General features: G+C 68.3%; 20 protein-coding genes. 3 read left to right on the top strand and 17 right to left on the bottom strand.

Annotated features, from left to right (window positions below; genetic code table 11):
• Positions 1 to 30: 30 nt before the first annotated feature.
• The 14 genes from nuoK to E1292_RS04905 form a co-directional block, all read right to left on the bottom strand.
• Entirely contained in the window at positions 31 to 327 is a 297-nt protein-coding gene (gene nuoK / locus E1292_RS04840; RefSeq protein ID WP_132329277.1) for an NADH-quinone oxidoreductase subunit NuoK, read from the bottom strand.
• Entirely contained in the window at positions 324 to 1,133 is an 810-nt protein-coding gene (locus E1292_RS04845; RefSeq protein ID WP_132592397.1) for an NADH-quinone oxidoreductase subunit J, read from the bottom strand. Before E1292_RS04845 ends, nuoK begins: the two co-directional genes overlap by 4 nt.
• The gene (gene nuoI / locus E1292_RS04850) at positions 1,126 to 1,641 is read right to left on the bottom strand and encodes an NADH-quinone oxidoreductase subunit NuoI (protein WP_132592399.1); all 516 of its coding nucleotides are present in this window, start codon (positions 1,639 to 1,641) and stop codon (positions 1,126 to 1,128) included. The genes E1292_RS04845 and nuoI overlap by 8 nt, the downstream gene beginning before the upstream one ends.
• Complete coding sequence (gene nuoH, locus E1292_RS04855; RefSeq protein ID WP_132592401.1) at positions 1,628 to 2,929, bottom strand: NADH-quinone oxidoreductase subunit NuoH; 1,302 nt, start codon at positions 2,927 to 2,929, stop codon at positions 1,628 to 1,630. The genes nuoI and nuoH overlap by 14 nt, the downstream gene beginning before the upstream one ends.
• A complete protein-coding gene (locus E1292_RS04860; RefSeq protein WP_132592403.1) occupies positions 2,926 to 5,313 on the bottom strand; it encodes an NADH-quinone oxidoreductase subunit G in 2,388 nt (795 codons plus the stop codon). The genes nuoH and E1292_RS04860 overlap by 4 nt, the downstream gene beginning before the upstream one ends.
• Positions 5,310 to 6,599: an NADH-quinone oxidoreductase subunit NuoF gene (gene nuoF / locus E1292_RS04865; protein ID WP_132592405.1), complete on the bottom strand. Its 1,290-nt coding sequence runs from the start codon at positions 6,597 to 6,599 to the stop codon at positions 5,310 to 5,312. Before nuoF ends, E1292_RS04860 begins: the two co-directional genes overlap by 4 nt.
• Positions 6,600 to 6,675: 76 nt before the next feature.
• Positions 6,676 to 7,332, bottom strand: a complete 657-nt coding sequence (gene nuoE / locus E1292_RS04870) for an NADH-quinone oxidoreductase subunit NuoE (protein WP_132592407.1) — start codon at positions 7,330 to 7,332, stop codon at positions 6,676 to 6,678.
• Positions 7,329 to 8,654, bottom strand: a complete 1,326-nt coding sequence (locus E1292_RS04875; protein ID WP_132592409.1) for an NADH-quinone oxidoreductase subunit D — start codon at positions 8,652 to 8,654, stop codon at positions 7,329 to 7,331. The genes nuoE and E1292_RS04875 overlap by 4 nt, the downstream gene beginning before the upstream one ends.
• A 46-nt stretch (positions 8,655 to 8,700) precedes the next feature.
• Entirely contained in the window at positions 8,701 to 9,405 is a 705-nt protein-coding gene (locus E1292_RS04880) for an NADH-quinone oxidoreductase subunit C (protein WP_132592411.1), read from the bottom strand.
• Complete coding sequence (locus E1292_RS04885; protein WP_132592413.1) at positions 9,402 to 9,953, bottom strand: NuoB/complex I 20 kDa subunit family protein; 552 nt, start codon at positions 9,951 to 9,953, stop codon at positions 9,402 to 9,404. The genes E1292_RS04880 and E1292_RS04885 overlap by 4 nt, the downstream gene beginning before the upstream one ends.
• 2 nt (positions 9,954 to 9,955) lie before the next feature.
• Positions 9,956 to 10,351, bottom strand: a complete 396-nt coding sequence (locus E1292_RS04890; protein ID WP_132592415.1) for an NADH-quinone oxidoreductase subunit A — start codon at positions 10,349 to 10,351, stop codon at positions 9,956 to 9,958.
• A gap of 64 nt (positions 10,352 to 10,415) precedes the next feature.
• Entirely contained in the window at positions 10,416 to 11,630 is a 1,215-nt protein-coding gene (locus E1292_RS04895) for a geranylgeranyl reductase family protein (protein ID WP_132592522.1), read from the bottom strand.
• A 296-nt stretch (positions 11,631 to 11,926) separates the two neighbouring features.
• On the bottom strand, positions 11,927 to 12,130 hold the full coding sequence (locus tag E1292_RS04900; protein ID WP_132592417.1) for a DUF397 domain-containing protein: 204 nt from the start codon (positions 12,128 to 12,130) through the stop codon (positions 11,927 to 11,929).
• A gap of 116 nt (positions 12,131 to 12,246) precedes the next feature.
• Positions 12,247 to 13,119 (bottom strand): helix-turn-helix domain-containing protein, encoded by an 873-nt coding sequence (locus tag E1292_RS04905; RefSeq protein WP_165974387.1) that lies wholly within the window; start codon positions 13,117 to 13,119, stop codon positions 12,247 to 12,249.
• A 358-nt stretch (positions 13,120 to 13,477) separates the two neighbouring features.
• Here E1292_RS04905 and E1292_RS04910 point away from each other — a divergent pair, with 358 nt between their 5' ends.
• Positions 13,478 to 14,158, top strand: a complete 681-nt coding sequence (locus E1292_RS04910; RefSeq protein WP_132592421.1) for a hypothetical protein — start codon at positions 13,478 to 13,480, stop codon at positions 14,156 to 14,158.
• Here E1292_RS04910 and E1292_RS04915 read toward each other — a convergent pair.
• On the bottom strand, positions 14,145 to 14,861 hold the full coding sequence (locus E1292_RS04915) for a demethylmenaquinone methyltransferase (RefSeq protein WP_132592423.1): 717 nt from the start codon (positions 14,859 to 14,861) through the stop codon (positions 14,145 to 14,147). The two genes, E1292_RS04910 and E1292_RS04915, sit on opposite strands and share 14 nt — an antisense overlap.
• Before the next feature lie 77 nt (positions 14,862 to 14,938).
• Here E1292_RS04915 and E1292_RS04920 point away from each other — a divergent pair, with 77 nt between their 5' ends.
• The gene (locus E1292_RS04920; RefSeq protein WP_132592425.1) at positions 14,939 to 16,144 is read left to right on the top strand and encodes a hypothetical protein; all 1,206 of its coding nucleotides are present in this window, start codon (positions 14,939 to 14,941) and stop codon (positions 16,142 to 16,144) included.
• Here the strand turns inward: E1292_RS04920 and E1292_RS04925 are convergent.
• The gene (locus tag E1292_RS04925) at positions 16,141 to 16,359 is read right to left on the bottom strand and encodes a DUF4229 domain-containing protein (RefSeq protein ID WP_132592427.1); all 219 of its coding nucleotides are present in this window, start codon (positions 16,357 to 16,359) and stop codon (positions 16,141 to 16,143) included. The two genes, E1292_RS04920 and E1292_RS04925, sit on opposite strands and share 4 nt — an antisense overlap.
• 256 nt (positions 16,360 to 16,615) lie before the next feature.
• On the opposite strand from E1292_RS04925, the gene E1292_RS04930 reads away from it, so the two are divergent.
• Entirely contained in the window at positions 16,616 to 16,837 is a 222-nt protein-coding gene (locus E1292_RS04930) for a BldC family transcriptional regulator (RefSeq protein WP_026214226.1), read from the top strand.
• A gap of 145 nt (positions 16,838 to 16,982) precedes the next feature.
• Here E1292_RS04930 and E1292_RS04935 read toward each other — a convergent pair whose 3' ends face one another.
• Positions 16,983 to 17,225: a hypothetical protein gene (locus E1292_RS04935; RefSeq protein ID WP_132329319.1), complete on the bottom strand. Its 243-nt coding sequence runs from the start codon at positions 17,223 to 17,225 to the stop codon at positions 16,983 to 16,985.
• Positions 17,226 to 17,230 lie beyond the last annotated feature (5 nt).

The following is a 17,230-nucleotide window of genomic DNA, read 5'->3' on the forward strand; positions in this document are numbered from 1 at the left end:
TCAGCGATTTGAGATTCCACCAGTCACCTCTTAGTACTTCAGCAGGTTGGCGTCGTCGACGGACGCGGACCTGCGGGTTCGGAAGATCGTCACGATGATGGCCAGGCCGACGACGACCTCGGCCGCGGCCACCACCATCACGAAGAACGCGATGATCTGGCCTTCCAGGTTGCCGACCTGCCTGGAGAAGGTGACGAAGGCGAGGTTGCAGGCGTTGAGCATGAGCTCCACGCACATGAACACCACGATCGCGTTGCGCCGGATGAGCACGCCCATCGCGCCGATGGCGAACAGCAGCCCCGAAAGGATCAGGTAGTGCGTGGTCACTTGGTCACCCCGTTGCTCTCTTCGGCGTTGCTCTCCGCGTCGCCGCTCTCCGAGCCCTCGTCATCGGCCCGGTGCCTGATGGCCGCGGCGAGCTTGGGGTCCTCGGGCAGGTGGCCGTGCTCGACGTCGTAGCGCGCGATGTAGCGGTTGACCGAGGACTCCGCGACCGACCCGTCCGGCAGCAGCGCCGGCATGTCGATGGCGTTGTTCCTGGCGTAGGTGCCGGGGCCGGGCAGCGGCGACGGGCGGTCGCCGAGGAACCGGGCGCGGGACAGGTCCTTCTGCGTGGCCTTCTCGGTGAGCCGCTCGCGGTGCGCCAGGACCATCGCGCCGAGCGCGGCGGTGATCAGCAGGGCCGAGGTGATCTCGAACGCGAAGACGTACTTGGTGAACAGCAGCAGCGCGATGGAGCGGATGTAGCCGCCCTGCGCCGTGGCCTGCGCCAGGCCTACCTCGTCGGCGAAGATCGCGTTGCCGAAGGCGAGGACGATCAGCGTCACGAAGCCGAGCGCCGCGATGGCGGCCCAGAAACGCTGGCCCTTCAGCGTCTCGACGAAGGAGTCCGACGAGTCCACGCCGACGAGCATGAGCACGAACAGGAACAGCATCATGATCGCGCCGGTGTACACGATGATCTGCACCGCGGCCAGGAAGGGCGCGTCCTGCACGGCGTACAGGACGGCCAGGCTGAGCATCACGGTGCCGAGCATCAGCGCGGAGTAGACGGCCTTCCGGTTGAAGACCACGCCGAGCGCGGCGCCGACGGAGACGACGGCGAGCACCCAGAAAGTGATGGTCTCACCCATTGGTCCGTCCCAGACGGTAGTAGTCCTCTTCGGTCTCGCCGAGCCGCATCGCATGCGGAGGCTGCTCCATGCCCTGAGTCAGGGGCGCGAGGAGCATCTCCTTGGTGTAGATGAGGCTCTCGCGGCTGCTGTCGGCGAGCTCGTACTCGTTCGTCATGGTGAGCGCGCGGGTCGGGCAGGCCTCGATGCACAGGCCGCACAGGATGCACCGCAGATAGTTGATCTGGTACGTGCGCCCGTAACGCTCGCCCGGCGAGAAGCGCTCCTCGTCGGTGTTGTCCGCGCCCTCGACGAAGATCGCGTCGGCCGGACACGCCCAGGCGCACAGCTCGCACCCGATGCACTTCTCCAGCCCGTCAGGCCAGCGGTTGAGCTGGTGACGCCCGTGGAAGCGCGGGGCCGTCGGCCTCTTCTCCTCCGGGTAGTTCGTCGTGACGGGCTTCTTGAACATCGTATGGAAGGTGACCCCGAAGCCCTTGACGGGGTTCAGCCAATCAGTTAGTCCCACTGGGAATCTCCTTGTGCTGCACCCCGTGGTAGTGCGGCAGATCGAGCGGCGGCACCGGGAAGCCGCCCGCCACCGGCTCCTTGGACAGTTCCTCGAACTCGGCCTCCACCTGGGCCTTCCTGGCCTCCCTGCGCCGCTGGTTGACGGTGTCGAACCGCATCCAGATGGCCAGCGCCCCGATCACGATCACCGCGCCGAGCCCGATGCCGATCATCCGGTCGCCCTCGTTGATCACGACGTTGCGCACCGCGGCCACCAGCAGGATCCACGCCAGGTTGACCGGGATCAGCACCTTCCAGCCCAACGCCATGAGCTGGTCGTACCGGACGCGCGGCAGCGAGGCACGGACCCACACGATGAAACTGAAGGTCAGCACGAACTTGATGAAGAACCACAGCACCGGCAGCCAGCCGACGTTCGCACCGTCCCAGAGCGAGATCGGCCACGGCGCCCGCCAGCCGCCCAGGAACAACGTCACCGCGATACCGGAGGCGGTGAACGTGTGCAGATATTCGCCCATCATGATGAGCGCGAACTTCAGCGACGAGGAATATTCGGTCTGGAACCCGCCGACCAGCTCGCCCTCACCCTCGGGCAGGTCGAACGGAATGCGCGCGGCCTCGCCGAACATGCAGACCACGTAGATCAGGAACGACGGGATCAGCAGGACCGCGAACCAGGTCTGCTCCTGCGCCTTGACGATCTCCGACGTCGACAGCGTGCCCGCGAACAGGAAGATGGCCACGAACGACAACCCCATGGCGATCTCGTACGAGACCACCTGGGCCGCCGACCGCAGCCCGCCCAGCAGCGCGTACGGCGAGCGCGACGACCACCCGGCCAGCACCACGCCGTAGACCGAGACCGCGCCCATGGCCAGCATGAACAGCACCGCCACCGGCAGGTCGACCAGCTGCAGCGGCGTCTGCACGCCGAACAGGTTGACCATCGGCGCGAACGGCACGATCGAGAAGGCCAGGAACGCCGGCACCACCATGATGACCGGCGCCAGCAGGTAGAGGACCTTGTCGACGGTCCGCGGGAAGAGGTCCTCCTTCAGGCCCATCTTCAGGCCGTCGGCCACGGACTGCAGCAGACCGAACTTGCCGGCCCGGTTGGGGCCGTAGCGGTGCTGCATCCGCGAGATCAGCTTGCGCTCGAACCAGACGCCGAACAGGACGCCCAGCATCAGGAAGACGAACAGCATCACGGCCTTGATGATGGTGATCCACAGCGGGTCCTTGCCGAAGTCGGCGAGGGTGGGATCGGCCGCGAGAAGGTGCATCATGAGGCGCTCCCGATCGTGACGATGTCGCCGGCCACCGCGCAAAGGTCCCGCGTGACCGAGCAGCCGCCGGAGTTGGCCGGCACCCAGACCACGCGTTCCGGCAGGTCGGCGACGCGCACCGGCAGCGTGACGGTGTCGGCCCCCGAGCCGCCGATGACGAGTTTGTCGCCGTCGACGACGCCGATCTCGGCGGCGGTGACCGCGGAGACCAGCGCCTCGGCCTCGCGGGCGGTGCCCGCGAGGTAGGGCTCGCCGTCCTGCAGCCTGCCCTCGTCGAGCAGCAGGTGCCAGGTGGCCAGCAGGGCCTGGCCGGCCGCCGGGGCGACCTGGGCGCGGGTGGCGGTGTGCGGGGCGGTGACGCGGCTGCCGCGCCAGGCGCCCAGCCCCGACAGCTCCCGCCGCACGGCCTTGGCGTCGGGCAGGCCGAGGTGCACGTCCATCCGGTCGGCCAGGTTGCCGATCACCGCGAGGTCGGACTGCAGCCCGGGCACCTTGAGCGGCGCCTCGAACGAGCGGCCCCTGCCCTCCCAGTTGACGAACGTGCCGCCCTTCTCCTGGACGGCGGCGACGGGCAGCACCACGTCGGCACGGTCGGTGACGGCGCTGGCGCGGATCTCCAGGCTGACGATGAACGGCGTGCGCTCGAGCGCGTCGAGCGCCGCCGCGGGGTCGGGCAGGTCGTAGGGGTCGACGCCGCCGACGACCAGCGCGTCCAGCTCGCCCTCGTGGGCGGCGGCGAGGATGCCTGCGGTGTCGCGGCCCGGCCCGGCGGGCAGCGAGGCCACGTTCCACGCCCTGGCGACCTCGGCCCTGGCGGTCTCGTCGTCGACCGGGCGGCCGATCGGCAGCAGGTTGGGCAGCGCGCCCGCCTCGACCGCGCCGCGCTCGCCGGCCCTGCGCGGGATCCAGGCGAGCCGGGCGTCGGAGACGTTGGCCAGCCGTATCAGGGCGGAGAGCGCGCCCGGCACGGTGGCCAGGCGCTCGCCCGCCAGCACGATCGTGCCCTCGGCCAGCGTGCCGAGCAGGTCACCGATGGCGTCGGCCTCGGCGCCGGGAGCGGTGCGGATGAGCGTGCCGCCCATCTTGACCAGGCCGGGCGTGGCGAACGGCGCGATCGCGGTGACCTTGAGCCCCTTCTTCATCCACGCCTTGCGCAGGCGCAGGAAGACGATCGGCGACTCCTCCTCGGGCTCGAACCCGACGAGCAGCACGTGCGGGGCGTTCTCGAGGTCGGCGTAGTCGATCTCGATGCCCTTGCCGGCCACCGCGTGGGCCAGGAACTGCGCCTCCTCGGCGGAGTGCGGCCTGGCGCGGAAGTCGATGTCGTTGCTGCCCAGGGCGATCCTGGCGAACTTGGCGTAGGCGTAGGCGTCCTCGACCGTGGCCCGGCCGCCGACCAGCACGCCGGCCCTGCCGCGCGCCCTGGCCAGGCCCTCCGCGGCCACCGACAGCGCCTCGGGCCACGAGGCGGGCACGAGCACGCCCTCCTCGTTGCGGACCAGCGGCGTCTTCAGCCGGTCGGGCTGCTGCGCGTAGGTGAACGCCCAACGGCCCTTGTCGCAGTTCCACTCCTCGTTCACCTGCGGGTCGTTGCCCGCCAGGCGGCGGGTCACCCGGCCGCGCCGGTGGTCGGTGCGCATGCTGCAGCCGGAGGCGCAGTGCTCACACGCGCTCGGCGTGGAGACCAGGTCGAACGGGCGGGCCCGGAACCGGTAGGCGGCGCCGGTCAGCGCGCCGACCGGGCAGATCTGCACCGTGTTGCCGGAGAAGTAGGAGTTGAACGGCTTGCCGTCGGCCGTGCGCACCTGCTCCTTGGCCCCGCGCTCGAAGAACTCGATGAGCGGGTCACCGGCGATCTGGTCGGAGAAGCGGATGCAGCGCGCGCACTGCACGCAGCGCTCGCGGTCGAGCAGCACCTGCGTCGACAGCGGCAGCGGCTTGGGGAAGGTGCGCTTCTGCTCCTGGAACCGGGACTCGCCGCGGCCGTTGGACATGGCCTGGTTCTGCAGCGGGCACTCGCCGCCCTTGTCGCAGACCGGGCAGTCGAGCGGGTGGTTCAGCAGCAGGAACTCCATGGCCGCGCGCTGCGCCTTCTCGGCGACCGGCGAGGTGAGCTGCGTCTGCACCACCATGCCCTCGGCGACCTCGATCGCGCACGACGGCTGCGGCTTGGGGAAACCGCGGCCGTTGCCCGCGTCGGGGATGTCGACCAGGCACTGCCGGCAGTTGGCCGCCGGGTCGAGCAGCGGGTGGTCGCAGAACCGCGGGATCTGGATGCCCAGCAGCTCGGCGGCCCTGATGATCAGAGTGCCCTTGGGGACGCTGACCTGGAACCCGTCGATGGTCAGGGTCACCAGGTTCGTTTCTGTCTCTACGACGGTCACTGCTCACCCCAGAGAGTGGACTTCTTCGGGTCGAACGGGCAGCCGCCGATCTCGAAGTGCTTGAGGTACTCATCGCGGAAGTACTTCACCGAGGAGTGGATCGGGCTGGTGGCGCCGTCGCCCAGCGCGCAGAACGACCGGCCCAGGATGTTGTCCGCGATGTCGGTGATCGTGGCCAGGTCGTCCTCGGTGCCCTGGCCCGCCTCCAGGCGCTTGAGCACCTGCTTGAGCCAGTAGGTGCCCTCGCGGCACGGCGTGCACTTGCCGCACGACTCGTGGGCGTAGAACTCCGTCCAGCGCAGCACCGTACGGACCACGCAGGTGGTCTCGTCGAAGATCTGCAGGGCGCGGGTGCCGAGCATCGAGCCCTTGGCGCCGACCGCCTCGAAGTCGAGCGGCACGTCGAGGTGCTCGTCGGTGAAGATCGGCGTGGAGGAGCCGCCCGGGGTCCAGAACTTGATCTGGTGCCCGGCGCGGACGCCGCCGGCCATGCTGAGGAGCTCGCGCAGCGTGATGCCGAGCGGCGCTTCGTACTGGCCGGGCCGGGTGACGTGGCCGCTCAGCGAGAAGATGCCGAAGCCCTTGGACTTCTCGGTGCCCATCCCGGCGAACCAGTCGGCGCCGTTGCCGATGATGGAGGGAACACTGGCGATCGACTCCACGTTGTTCACCACAGTGGGCGAGGCGTAGAGACCCGCCACGGCCGGGAACGGAGGCTTGAGTCGCGGTTGACCCCTGAAGCCTTCGAGCGAGTCGAGCAGCGCCGTCTCCTCGCCGCAGATGTAGGCGCCCGCGCCGCTGTGCACGACCAGCTCCAGGTCATATCCGGAGCCGAAGATGTCGGTGCCGAGATAACCCTTCGCGTACGCCTCGCGCACGGCCGCCTGCACGCGCCTGATCACGTGCAGCACCTCGCCGCGCACGTAGATGAAGGCGTGATTGGCCCGGATCGCGTACGACGTGATGATGACGCCCTCGACCAGCGCGTGCGGGTTGGCCATCATCAGCGGGATGTCCTTGCAGGTGCCCGGCTCCGACTCGTCGGCGTTGACGACGAGATAGTGCGGCTTGCCGTCCCCCTGCGGGATGAAACCCCACTTCATGCCGGTCGGGAAGCCCGCGCCGCCGCGGCCGCGCAGCCCGGAGTCCTTGACGGCCTGGATGACGGCGTCGGGCTCCAGGCCCAGCGCCTTCTTGGCCGCCTCGTACTCGCCGTAGCCGTCGAGGGTGAAGCTGTTGGGCTGGTCCCACTTCGCGGTGAGTACCGGCGTCAGCGTGGTCGTCACTGGCACTCCTCGCCTTCGGCTCGTCGCACCTGTGACGACAAGTGGCTGTGTCGATTCGATCGCTCGCTACGCTCGCTCATGCCTCGGGGGCCTTCCATCCGTGGGCCTTGGCGACCTTCAGACCCTCCAGCGAGGGGCCGGCGGCCGACGGGCCGTCGCCCGCGAGGTCGTCGGGCAGGCCCGCGAGCACGCGCGAGGCCTCCTTGAAGGAGCAGAGCTTCTTCGGGCCGCGCGTGGGCCGCACGTCCTTGCCGTCGCGCAGGTCGTCGACGAGCTGCTTGGCCGACTCGGGCGTCTGGTTGTCGAAGAACTCCCAGTTGACCATCATGACGGGGGCGAAGTCGCAGGCCGCGTTGCACTCGATGCGCTCCAGCGAGACCTTGCCGTCGGGGGTCGCCTCGTCGTGTCCGACGCCGACGTGCTCCGACAACTCCTCCCAGATCTCGTCGCCGCCCATGACCGCGCACAGCGCGTTGATGCAGACGCCGACGTGATAGTCGCCGACCGGCTTGCGCTTGTACATGGTGTAGAACGTCGCGACGCCGGTGACCTCGGCCTTGCTGATGCCCAGCATCTCGGCACAGAACTCCTGCCCGTCGTCGGAGACGTAGCCGTCCTCCGACTGCACGAGGTGGAGCAGCGGCAGCAGCGCCGACCGCGTCTTCGGGTAGCGCCCGATGATCTCCTTGGCGTCCCGTTCCAGACGCTCACGGACATCCGGTGCAAATGTCACCGGTCCACACCTCCCATGACAGGGTCGATAGATGCCACCGCGGCGATCACGTCGGCGACCTGGCCACCCTCGGCCATCGCGGGGAAGCCCTGCAGGTTGCAGAAGGACGGCTCGCGGAAATGCACGCGGTAGGGGCGGGTGCCGCCGTCGCTGACCACGTGCGCGCCGAGCTCGCCCTTGGGCGACTCGATGCTGGCGTACGCCTGCCCGGCCGGCACCCTGAAGCCCTCGGTCACCAGCTTGAAGTGGTGGATGAGGGCCTCCATCGAGGTGCCCATGATGTGGGCGATGTGGTCGGGCGAGTTACCGAACCCGTCGGGGCCGAGCGCGAGCTGCGCGGGCCAGCCGATCTTCTTGTCCTCGATCATCACCGGGTCGCCCTTGAGCGGCCCCGCGATACGGTCGAGCGCCTGCTCGACGATCTTGAGGGACTCCTCCATCTCCTTCATCCGGACGAGGTAGCGCGAGTAGACGTCGCAACCACGCTCGGTGGGGACGTCGAACTCGTACGTCTCGTAGCCGCAGTAGGGCTGCGACTTGCGCAGGTCCCACGGCAGGCCCGCGGCGCGCAGGATCGGGCCGGTGATGCCCAGCGCCATGCAGCCGGTCAGGTCGAGGTAGGCGACGTCCTGGGTGCGGCGGACGTAGACCGGGTTCTCGTCGAGGAGCTTGCGGATGTCCTTGATCCGCTTGGGCATCTCCTTGAGGAACTCGCCTACCTTGTCGACCGCGCCCGCGGGCAGGTCGACGCTCACGCCGCCCGGCCGGATGTAGGCGTGGTTCATGCGCAGGCCGGTGATGTACTCGAACAGGTCCATGACCATCTCGCGGTCGCGGTACCCGAAGAGGAACGGCGTGGTCGCGCCCAGCTCCATGCCGAACGTGCCCATGGCCACCAGGTGCGAGGCGATGCGGTTGAGCTCCATCATCATCACGCGGATGGCCTGCGCCCGGTCAGGGATGCGGTCCTCGATGCCGAGCAGCTTCTCCACGCCCATGCAGTAGGCGGTCTCGTTGAAGATCGGCGAGAGGTAGTCCATGCGGGTCACGAACGTGGTGCCCTGGGTCCACGTCCGGTATTCGATGTTCTTCTCGATGCCGGTGTGCAGGTAGCCGATGACGCCGCGCGCCTCGGTGACCGTCTCACCGTCGAGGGTCAGGACCAGCCGCAGCACGCCGTGCGTGGACGGGTGCTGCGGGCCCATGTTGACGACCAGGCGCTCGTCCTGCGAGTCGCGCACGCCGGACACGACCTGGTCCCAGTCGGCCCCGGTGACCGAGTAGACCTTGCCCTCGGTCGCCTCGTCATAAGCCGTGCTCACGCGTGTTCCTCCCGCCGGTCGTCAACGCTCAGCTCGACATGCTCGCTCACGCGTACGACCTCCTGTGATCGGGCGAGGGGACGGTGGCGCCCCGGTATTCGACGGGGATGCCGCCCAGCGGATAGTCCTTGCGCTGGGGGTGGCCGTCCCAGTCGTCCGGCATCATGATCCGGGTCAGGCCCGGATGGCCGTCGAAGACGATGCCGAAGAAGTCGTACGTCTCCCGCTCATGCCAGTCATGACCAGGGTAAACGCCTACGGTGGATGGAATGTGCGGGTCGTCGTCGGGGCAGGCGGCCTCGACGCGCACGCGCCTGTTGAAGGTGATCGAGCACAGGTGGATGACCGCGTGCAGCTCCTCGCCCGTCAGGTGCGGGTAGTGCACGCCGGACACGCCGAGCGAGAGCTCGAAGCGCAGCGCCGGGTCGTCACGCAGCTTCTGGCAGACCTCGACCAGCCGCTCACGCTTGACGTGCAGGGTGAGCTCGCCGCGGTCGACGACGACCCGATCGATCGCGTCGTCGAGCGCGAGCGCGTCGACGATCTCGTCGAAGTAGCCGCCGTACGGGCGAGGCGTGGAGATCTGGGGCTGCCGGCGTACGACGAGGCCGCCGTAGCCGGAGGTGTCGCCGGAGTCCGCGGCCCCGAACATGCCGCGCCTGGCGACGGGCGACTCGGGCACCGCGGGCACCTGGGCCTCGGGCGTCTGCCCGCTGTCCGGGCTGCCAGGGAGGTTGTCGGGCGAGGTCACTTCGATGCCCCCTGGTCGATCAACGGCAGCGTACGCAGCGCCTGCAGCTCGAGCTCGTCGATCTGCTCGGCCCGGTGCGCGCCGAACTTCATGTTCTGGATCTTGTCGTGCAGCTTCACGATCGCGTCGATCAGCATCTCGGGCCGCGGCGGGCAGCCGGGCAGGTAGATGTCGACCGGCACGATGTGGTCGACGCCCTGCACGATGGCGTAGTTGTTGAACATGCCGCCGCTGGAGGCGCACACGCCCATCGAGATGACCCACTTGGGCTCGGCCATCTGGTCATAGATCTGGCGCAGCACGGGGGCCATCTTCTGCGAGACCCGCCCGGCGACGATCATGAGGTCGGCCTGGCGAGGAGACGCCGAAGCGCGCTCCATGCCGAAGCGCGCCAGGTCGTAGTGGGGGCCACCGGTGGCCATCAGCTCGATGGCGCAACAGGCGAGGCCGAACGTGGCCGGCCACACGGAGTTCTTGCGCGCCCATCCGGCGGCCGCCTCGACGGTGCTGAGGATGAACCCGCTGGGGAGTTTCTCTTCAAGTCCCATTTTCAGTCCCAGTCCAGACCCTTGCGGCGCCACACGTACGCGTAGGCGGCGAGCACGGTGACGATGAACAGCAGCATCTCCACCAGGGCGAACAGCCCAAGGCCCGGGGCGATCGCCTGGCCCGCGTCGTTCAGCTCCGGCGCGAACGAGACCGCCCACGGATAGAGGAAGATGATCTCGATGTCGAACACGATGAAGAGCATCGCGGTGACCATGTATTTGAGCGGGAACCGTCCGCCACCGACCGGCTGGGGCGTCGGCTCGATGCCGCATTCGTAGGCGTCAAGCTTGGCGCGGTTCCAGCGCTTGGGGCCGGTGAAGGGAGCGATGGCGACCGAGAAGATCGCGAAGCCCCCCGCGAGAACGGCGAGCACCAGGATGGGCACGTAAAGGTCCATCGCTACGCCTCCTCTGGAGTCGCCGCGCGCGCGGGCGCGCAGCCGGATCTGTCAGTTCTGAGATTCATGCTGGTGGCGCGACCTTCGAAAGTGCGTTTATGATCTTGTCCGACGCATCGCCTCGCCGGTCGGTGAGATTACCAAGGAGTTTGAGCGCGAAGCGCATCAGCCTCGGGTGGGGAAGCCCATGCCTGGTGCCGAAGCGCATCACGCCCGGTTTCCCGATCGCCTCGACGAACCATCTGCCGAGGGTGAAGTAACCACCGTATGCGTCTTTCAGCACGCGGGGGTAAGCCCGCAGGGTCCGCTCGCGCTGCGCGGGAGTGGTGCCCCTGAGGGCCTTTGCGATGATCTCCGCGGCGATCTCGCCGGTTTCCATGGCGTACGCGATGCCCTCGCCGTTGAACGGGTTGATCGAGCCGCCGGAGTCGCCCACCAGCATCAGGCCGCGCGTGTAGTGCGGCTGCCTGTTGAAGGCCATCGGGAGCGCGGCGCCGCGGATGGGCGTCGTCATGTTCTCCTCGGTGAAGCCCCAGTCGGCCGGCATCGACCGGCACCAGCGCCTGAGCAGGTCGCGGTAGTCGATGTTCTTGAACTGGGCGCTGGTGTTGAGCAGGCCGAGCCCCACGTTGGCGGTGCCGTCGCCGACGCCGAACACCCAGCCGTAGCCGGGCAGCAGCGTGTCGCCGTCCCACAACTCCAGCCACGTCTCCAGGTAGTCGTCGTCGTGGCGGGGGCTCTCGAAATAGGTGCGCACGGCCACGCCCATCGGGCGGTCCTCGCGCTTGTGCAGGCCCATGCCGAGGGCGAGGCGGGTGCTGTTGCCGTCGGCGGCCACGATCACGCGCGCGCGGAACGTACGGCCGTCCTTGGTGGTCACGCCGACGATGTGGCCGCTGCGGTCGTCGAGCACCGGGCCGGTGACGGTGACGCCCTCCATGAGGCGCGCGCCCGCCTTCACCGCCGTGGCCGCGACGATCTGGTCGAAATCCTGCCGGGTGCGTACGAGCCCGAAGTCGGGGAACCGCTCCAGCTGGGGCCAGTCGAGCTCGAACCGCAGGCCACCGCCCACGACGCGCAGGCCCTTGTTCCTGACCCAGCCGGGGGCGTCGATGTCGACCCCCATGTTGAGCAGCTGCTTGACCGCCCGCGGCGTCAGGCCGTCGCCGCAGACCTTCTCGCGGGGGAACCTGGTCTTCTCCAGGAGCAGCACGTCGAGGCCGGCCTGTGCGAGGTAGAAGGCGGTCGCGGAGCCGGCAGGGCCGGCGCCGACGACGATGACATCAGCGTCGGCTGTGCCCCTGGTCGCGTCAGCGCCACTCCGTCGGCTTCGCTCTCTCGGGACGAGCTCCTGCGCTTGAGGTCGGGCTGCTGGCACGGTCACTGGACTGTCCTGTCCTACACGCTCGAAGGCCTTGGGGTGTGGCGCCTTCGTTCCTTTGTGAACCCCTTCACAAACTTGTCGGCCCGAAGTCTACTGCTTTTCGAGCACATAGTGGCAGTCGGGGGGCACTTCCCGGACACAACAAGGCCCTTCGTCCTGACGAAGGGCCTTTACCTGCGTGCCGGGCACCGTCAAACGTCGAACTCGTCGTTCCGGACCCCCTTGACGAAGGCCCGCCACTCGCCGGGGGTGAAGGTCAGAGCCGGCCCCGAGGGGTCCTTGGAGTCACGGATCATGATCTCCCCACCGGCGCCCCTGGCGAACTCGACACACTCACCTGCCGCTCCGCTGAAGGAGCTCTTGCGCCAGCCATCCGACAGGACACGATCGTTCATCGGACGGCGTCCTCCCCAGCCTCAAAGGTCACTCTGGTAACAGTAATGAGCAGAGTGCGCGGACGCAGCCGAAACGGGTCCGCCCACCGAACCATTGCGGTCACAAAGCGATCACTTTAGAGACCGGCGAGCGAGGCGATGAAGGCCCGCGACTCCTCCTCGCTCAGGGCCTGGCCGAGGAGCCCGTCGAACACCAGAGAGTACTGGAGGACCGTCTCCTCGTCTTCCGACAACGTGAAAACGGGATGGTTCTCGAAGTAGACGGCCTCGCGGGAGATGTCCCCCAGCACCGGCATCGCGGGAAAGCTCAGAAGGATGAAGTTGGCGATGTCGGTCGGGTGCGGCTGCTCCAGCGGGAGCACGCGAATGGCGACGTTCGGCATATCGCTCATCTTCATGAGATGGCTCATCTGGTCGCTCATCAGCTTGGCGTCCGCGTTGCCGAAGCGTCGGCGCAGGACCGCCTCGTCGAGCACGACGGAGTAGTTGAGCGGCGGGTCCTTCAGCAGCACCCGTTGCCTGCGCAGCCTCGCACGGGTCCTGCGCTCGATCTTGCCGGGCGGCGCCATCTCGACTATGCGGGCCAGGAAGCCCATCTGCTCGGCGTAGTCGCGGGTCTGCAGCAGCCCGGGGAGGCTGAAGGACCCCCAGGCCCTGACCAGGTTCGCGCCGTCCTCCAGTCCGAAGAGTTCCACGACGGCGTCGGCGAACACGTCGGCGTAGGCGTCCCACCACCCCTTGTTCTCGCCATGGGCGAGTTCCAGCAGCAGGACGCTGAGCTCGTCGTCGACCCCGTAGTGCTTGAGGAGCCGCGCCACGTCCTTGGCCGAAGGGGCCACCTGTCCCGTTTCGAGACGCGAGATCTTGGAGGTCGACCAGCGTAAGGACCGCGCGACCTGCACGCCGTGGAGCCCCGCCTCCTCGCGAAGCCGCCGCAGCTCGGCAGCGAGCTTCCGGCGGCGGAGTGTCGGATTGATTTCTCCGACCACTCGGGCTCCTCCCAAGGAATTCATTGATTATGCCCATTTCAACTACTGGGCAATCCTCGCCGGGAAGGTCTGCTTTGGTCCCGGAAAGAGTCCCTGCCGTCATCCCCGCGGGAATTGCACGGGAACGCCCTCCGGCACACCCTTAGGGTAGCCCGCCACGAAGGAATGCGGGGGAAGAAGGGAGGGGCAATTCCGGGAATCTGGGTGCGCGAATGGGCGGATGGTCGGGACCCATCCGCCCGTAGCCGCGCTGCACCCCCGACTCTGACTCAGACCAAAATCCGGAGCCGCGGACATGTCAGACGGTACACGCGGGAGCAGACAACGCAAGGGTAGCTGGGCACAATTAGCCGCCGCCGTGAACAGGTGGATCTGGCGCGGGCCCAACGAGTTCGCGAGAGACAACGGCTGGGAGATCGACCGGAGGCGATGGGGCGCGCGCCACTATCGCGACCCCCGCTTCAACGCGCGCAAGAAGGAGATGACGGAGGCCGCCGTCGAGGAGGGCGACCCGGGCGGCCGGATCGACATCCAGGCGGTCTCCGAGCCGCCGCCCAGGAGGTTCAGGAACCATCAGAAGATCCCCGTCGCGCACGATCCCGGGGCGGCCGCGGGCCTGGTGTGGCGGTGGCGAGCCGAGATCGCGATGGCGGCGGCCATGCCGATGGCCGCCGTCCCGCTGTCGGCGTGGGTGGGCCCGGCGCCGACTGTGGTGCTGGTCACCGGGGCCGTGCTGGCCTGCGCCGCGGCTCCGCCCGTACGGCGGGCCGCCGCGCGACTGGTGCTCAGGCACCGGTTTCAAGGCCTGTGCCTGCGCACGCCGCTGCGCACACCTGAAGGCCGCATGCCGCTGGTGGTGCACACCGCGGGCACGGAGAACGGAACCGCGATGCTGATCTGGTGCCGCTCGGGCATGACGCCAGAGGTGTTCGAGGACTACATCCCCGAGATCAGGGTCGCCTGCTTCGCGAAGGAGGTGACCATCTACCGGCACCACCGCTGGGCACACCTGACCACCATCGAACTCAAGCGGGCTTGAATCCCCTGTGCATGGCGACGATCCCCATCGTGAGATCGCGCCAGGCCACCCGTTCCCAGCCGGCGTCCTGGATCATCCGCGCCAGCGTCGGCTGGTCGGGCCAGTCGCGGATCGACTCCGCCAGGTATTCGTAGGAATCGTCATTCGACCCGAACACCTTGGCCACCTTGGGCAGCAACTTCATCAGATATTCGCGGTAGACCAGGTCGAACGGCGCGAACGTGACATGCGAGAACTCGAGGATGACCAGGCGCCCGCCCGGCCTCGTCACCCGCAACATCTCCTTCAGCGCCAGAGTGGTGTCGTGCACGTTGCGCAGCGCCACCGAGATCGTCACCGCGTCGAAGGAGTCGTCGGCGAACGGCAACCGCAGCGCGTCACCCGCGACGAACGGCACCCCCTGCCCCGTCAACGCGTTGCCGCCGTGGCGGCGCACGCCGGTGCGGAGCATGCCGAGCGAGAAGTCGGAGGCGATCGCCCGCGCGCCCAGCGAGGTGAACGCGTCGGTGGAGGAGCCCGTGCCGGCCCCCAGGTCAAGGACGATCTCCCCGGGCCCGGCGTCGACCGCGGCGGCCACCGCCTTGCGCCAGAGCCTGACCTGCCCGAGGGAGACCACATCGTTGACCAGGTCGTAACGCCGGGCGGTGCGATCGAACATCGCGGCGACCTCGTCCGGCTGTTTGTCCAATTGAGCGCGCGTCATGCCCACACCATATGGCTATCGGAACATTCAACGGAAAGTATCCACCTCATTACGCTACGTCTGCTAGAAATTGGCGAATGCTTGCCCGTCTCGCCCTTGCGGCGATCATCGCCTCGGCCCCCACCGCGCATCCTCGCGTCGTGCTGGCCGACCCGATCGACAGCACCCCCCACGTGCTCGACGGCATCGTCAACGCCATCGCCGTCGTGGGCCGCACCGTCGTGGTCGGCGGCGCGTTCAGCGAGGTCGCCGACGCCGCCCGCACCACCACCTATCCGCGCGCCAACGTGTTCGCCTACGACCTGGCCACCGGCCGCGTCCTGGAGGACTTCGCGCCCGTCATCCCAGGCCCGGTCCACGGCCTGGCCGCGGGCGAGCGCGGCACCGTCTACGTCGGCGGCCAGTTCCACGGCGTCAACAACGAGCCGTCCAGGGCGCTGGCCAAGCTCCGCCTCTCCGACGGCGCGCTGGTGCCCGGCTTCGCGCCGCGCATCGGCGGCGGAGCGGTGACCACGCTGGCCCGCCAGGGCTCCAAGCTGTACGTCGGCGGCGACTTCGTCAGCCCGCGCACCGCGCTGGCCAGGCTCGACGCGGTCACCGGCGCGGCCGACCCCGACTTCGCCATCACGCCGGGCAAGCCGCTGACCAGGCAGGTGAAGGTCTACGCGCTGGCCGTCTCGCGCGACAGGCTCGCCGTGGACGGCACCTTCACCACGCTCGACGGCGTGTCCAGGCCGCAGCTCGGGCTGATCGACGTCGGCGGGCGCGTGGCCAGGGTCGCGCCGTGGCGGACCGACGTGTACGCGCGCAAGTGCATGGCCGCGTTCCCGTCGTACGTGCGCGGCCTCGACTTCTCCCCCGACGGCCGCTATTTCGCGGTGGTCACCACGGGGGGGCCGAGGGCCGGCATGTGCGACACGACCGCCAGATTCGAGACCTACGCCAAGGGCTCGCGCATCAAGCCGACCTGGGTCAACAGCACGGGAGGCGATTCGCTCTACGCGGTCTCGGTGACGGGTGCGGCGGTCTATGTGGGCGGGCACCTGCGCTGGCTGGACAATCCGCGGGGCCGCGACTCCGCCGGCCCTGGAGCGGTGTCACGGCCGGGCATCGGCGCCATTCATCCGCGCACGGGAAAGGCCCTGACTTGGAATCCGACGCGCGAGCGCGGGATCGGCGTGAAGGCGTTTTACGCGCATCCCACCGGACTACTTGTCGGTAGCGACACGACGAGACTCGGACGGGAGTACCATGCCCGGATTGGCATGTTCCCCCTGCCCTAGTCGTCGTGCGGCTTCGGCCGGTCGACCTTGTCGCTGATGCGCGCGCTCACGGCGTCACGCTGCCTGGACAGCAGGACGTAGCTCGCTATGCCGCTGATCAAGAATGAGCAGACGATCAGTAGCAGGGGGTTAGTCAGTCCGAGCAGCCACAGCACACCCAGGGTCACCAGAAACAGGCCGATCCGCGACGCGGTGTAAACGAGAACGGGACGCACAGGTTCGAGGTTACTCGGACCTGTGTCGCGGTCGCTCTTCGCATCAGACGCGAGCACTGCTACTGTCCCAGTCAGGGAGTTTCGTAAAGAAACACCCACGAGAGCCCCAAAGAGGCTCTATCATATAACAATCGGGCAGTCAGCTGATAACAACCCGTGATCTTTGTAGAAAACCACGGATAAATCAGGCTTCGCTCGACACACTGGTTACCTGTCCGCCCGCTGGCAGGAAGCGGGATGCGAGGGGGAGAGATTGGTGGAGAGTAGCAGCGAGCGTCTGCTGACCCCAGGAGAGGTTGCCGCCCTCTTCCGGGTAGACCCAAAGACGGTTACGCGCTGGGCTGCGGCAGGCCGCATCAGCAGTATCCGCACCCCCGGAGGGCACCGGCGCTTCCGCGAGTCGGAAGTCCACGCCCTTCTCCGAGGCGAGGACGTTCTCACGGCCGACAGGCCAGCAGGTGAGTCCCCGCGCGTCTGACGTTCCGTCCAGTCGGTGATCCTGTCCGCCAGGATCACCGCGGACGGGATCGACTGTTGCGTGCTTCCCGGCCACACTTCCGTACGGTGAGCACGGGGCGGCGCCATCCGCCGACCGTGGCTGGCGCCTGTCCGTCCGTTCCCCCTCAGGCACCTTCCTGCTCGGCCTTGAAAGCCAGGAACTCGCGCTCCAGGTCGTCGTTCTCCTCTTCCCAGCGCCGGCGGCGCTCGGCCGCCTCCTCCTCCGTCAGCGCCTCGGGCAGGAACGTCTCGTAATCGGGATCGCCGGGCTGGAGCTCCACGTACGCGTTGCCGATCAGCCGACCGTCTTCGCTGGTCAGGCTCTGCGGCACGCGTAGCGTCCCGTCCGCGAGCCGGATGACGTACATGGTGG

Source organism: Nonomuraea deserti, assembly GCF_004348685.1.
GTDB lineage: Bacteria > Actinomycetota > Actinomycetes > Streptosporangiales > Streptosporangiaceae > Nonomuraea > Nonomuraea deserti.

Excerpts from the sequence above, each read along its gene's own strand:
- E1292_RS04900 (WP_132592417.1), bottom strand. The coding sequence starts at position 12,130 with ATGAACGATCGTGTCCTGTCGGATGGCTGGCGCAAGAGCTCCTTCAGC.
- E1292_RS04890 (WP_132592415.1), bottom strand. The coding sequence starts at position 10,351 with ATGGACCTTTACGTGCCCATCCTGGTGCTCGCCGTTCTCGCGGGGGGC.
- E1292_RS04935 (WP_132329319.1), bottom strand. The coding sequence starts at position 17,225 with ATGTACGTCATCCGGCTCGCGGACGGGACGCTACGCGTGCCGCAGAGC.
- E1292_RS04885 (WP_132592413.1), bottom strand. The coding sequence starts at position 9,953 with ATGGGACTTGAAGAGAAACTCCCCAGCGGGTTCATCCTCAGCACCGTC.
- E1292_RS04915 (WP_132592423.1), bottom strand. The coding sequence starts at position 14,861 with ATGACGCGCGCTCAATTGGACAAACAGCCGGACGAGGTCGCCGCGATG.
- E1292_RS04845 (WP_132592397.1), bottom strand. The coding sequence starts at position 1,133 with ATGGGTGAGACCATCACTTTCTGGGTGCTCGCCGTCGTCTCCGTCGGC.
- E1292_RS04920 (WP_132592425.1), top strand. The coding sequence starts at position 14,939 with ATGCTTGCCCGTCTCGCCCTTGCGGCGATCATCGCCTCGGCCCCCACC.
- nuoH (WP_132592401.1), bottom strand. The coding sequence starts at position 2,929 with ATGATGCACCTTCTCGCGGCCGATCCCACCCTCGCCGACTTCGGCAAG.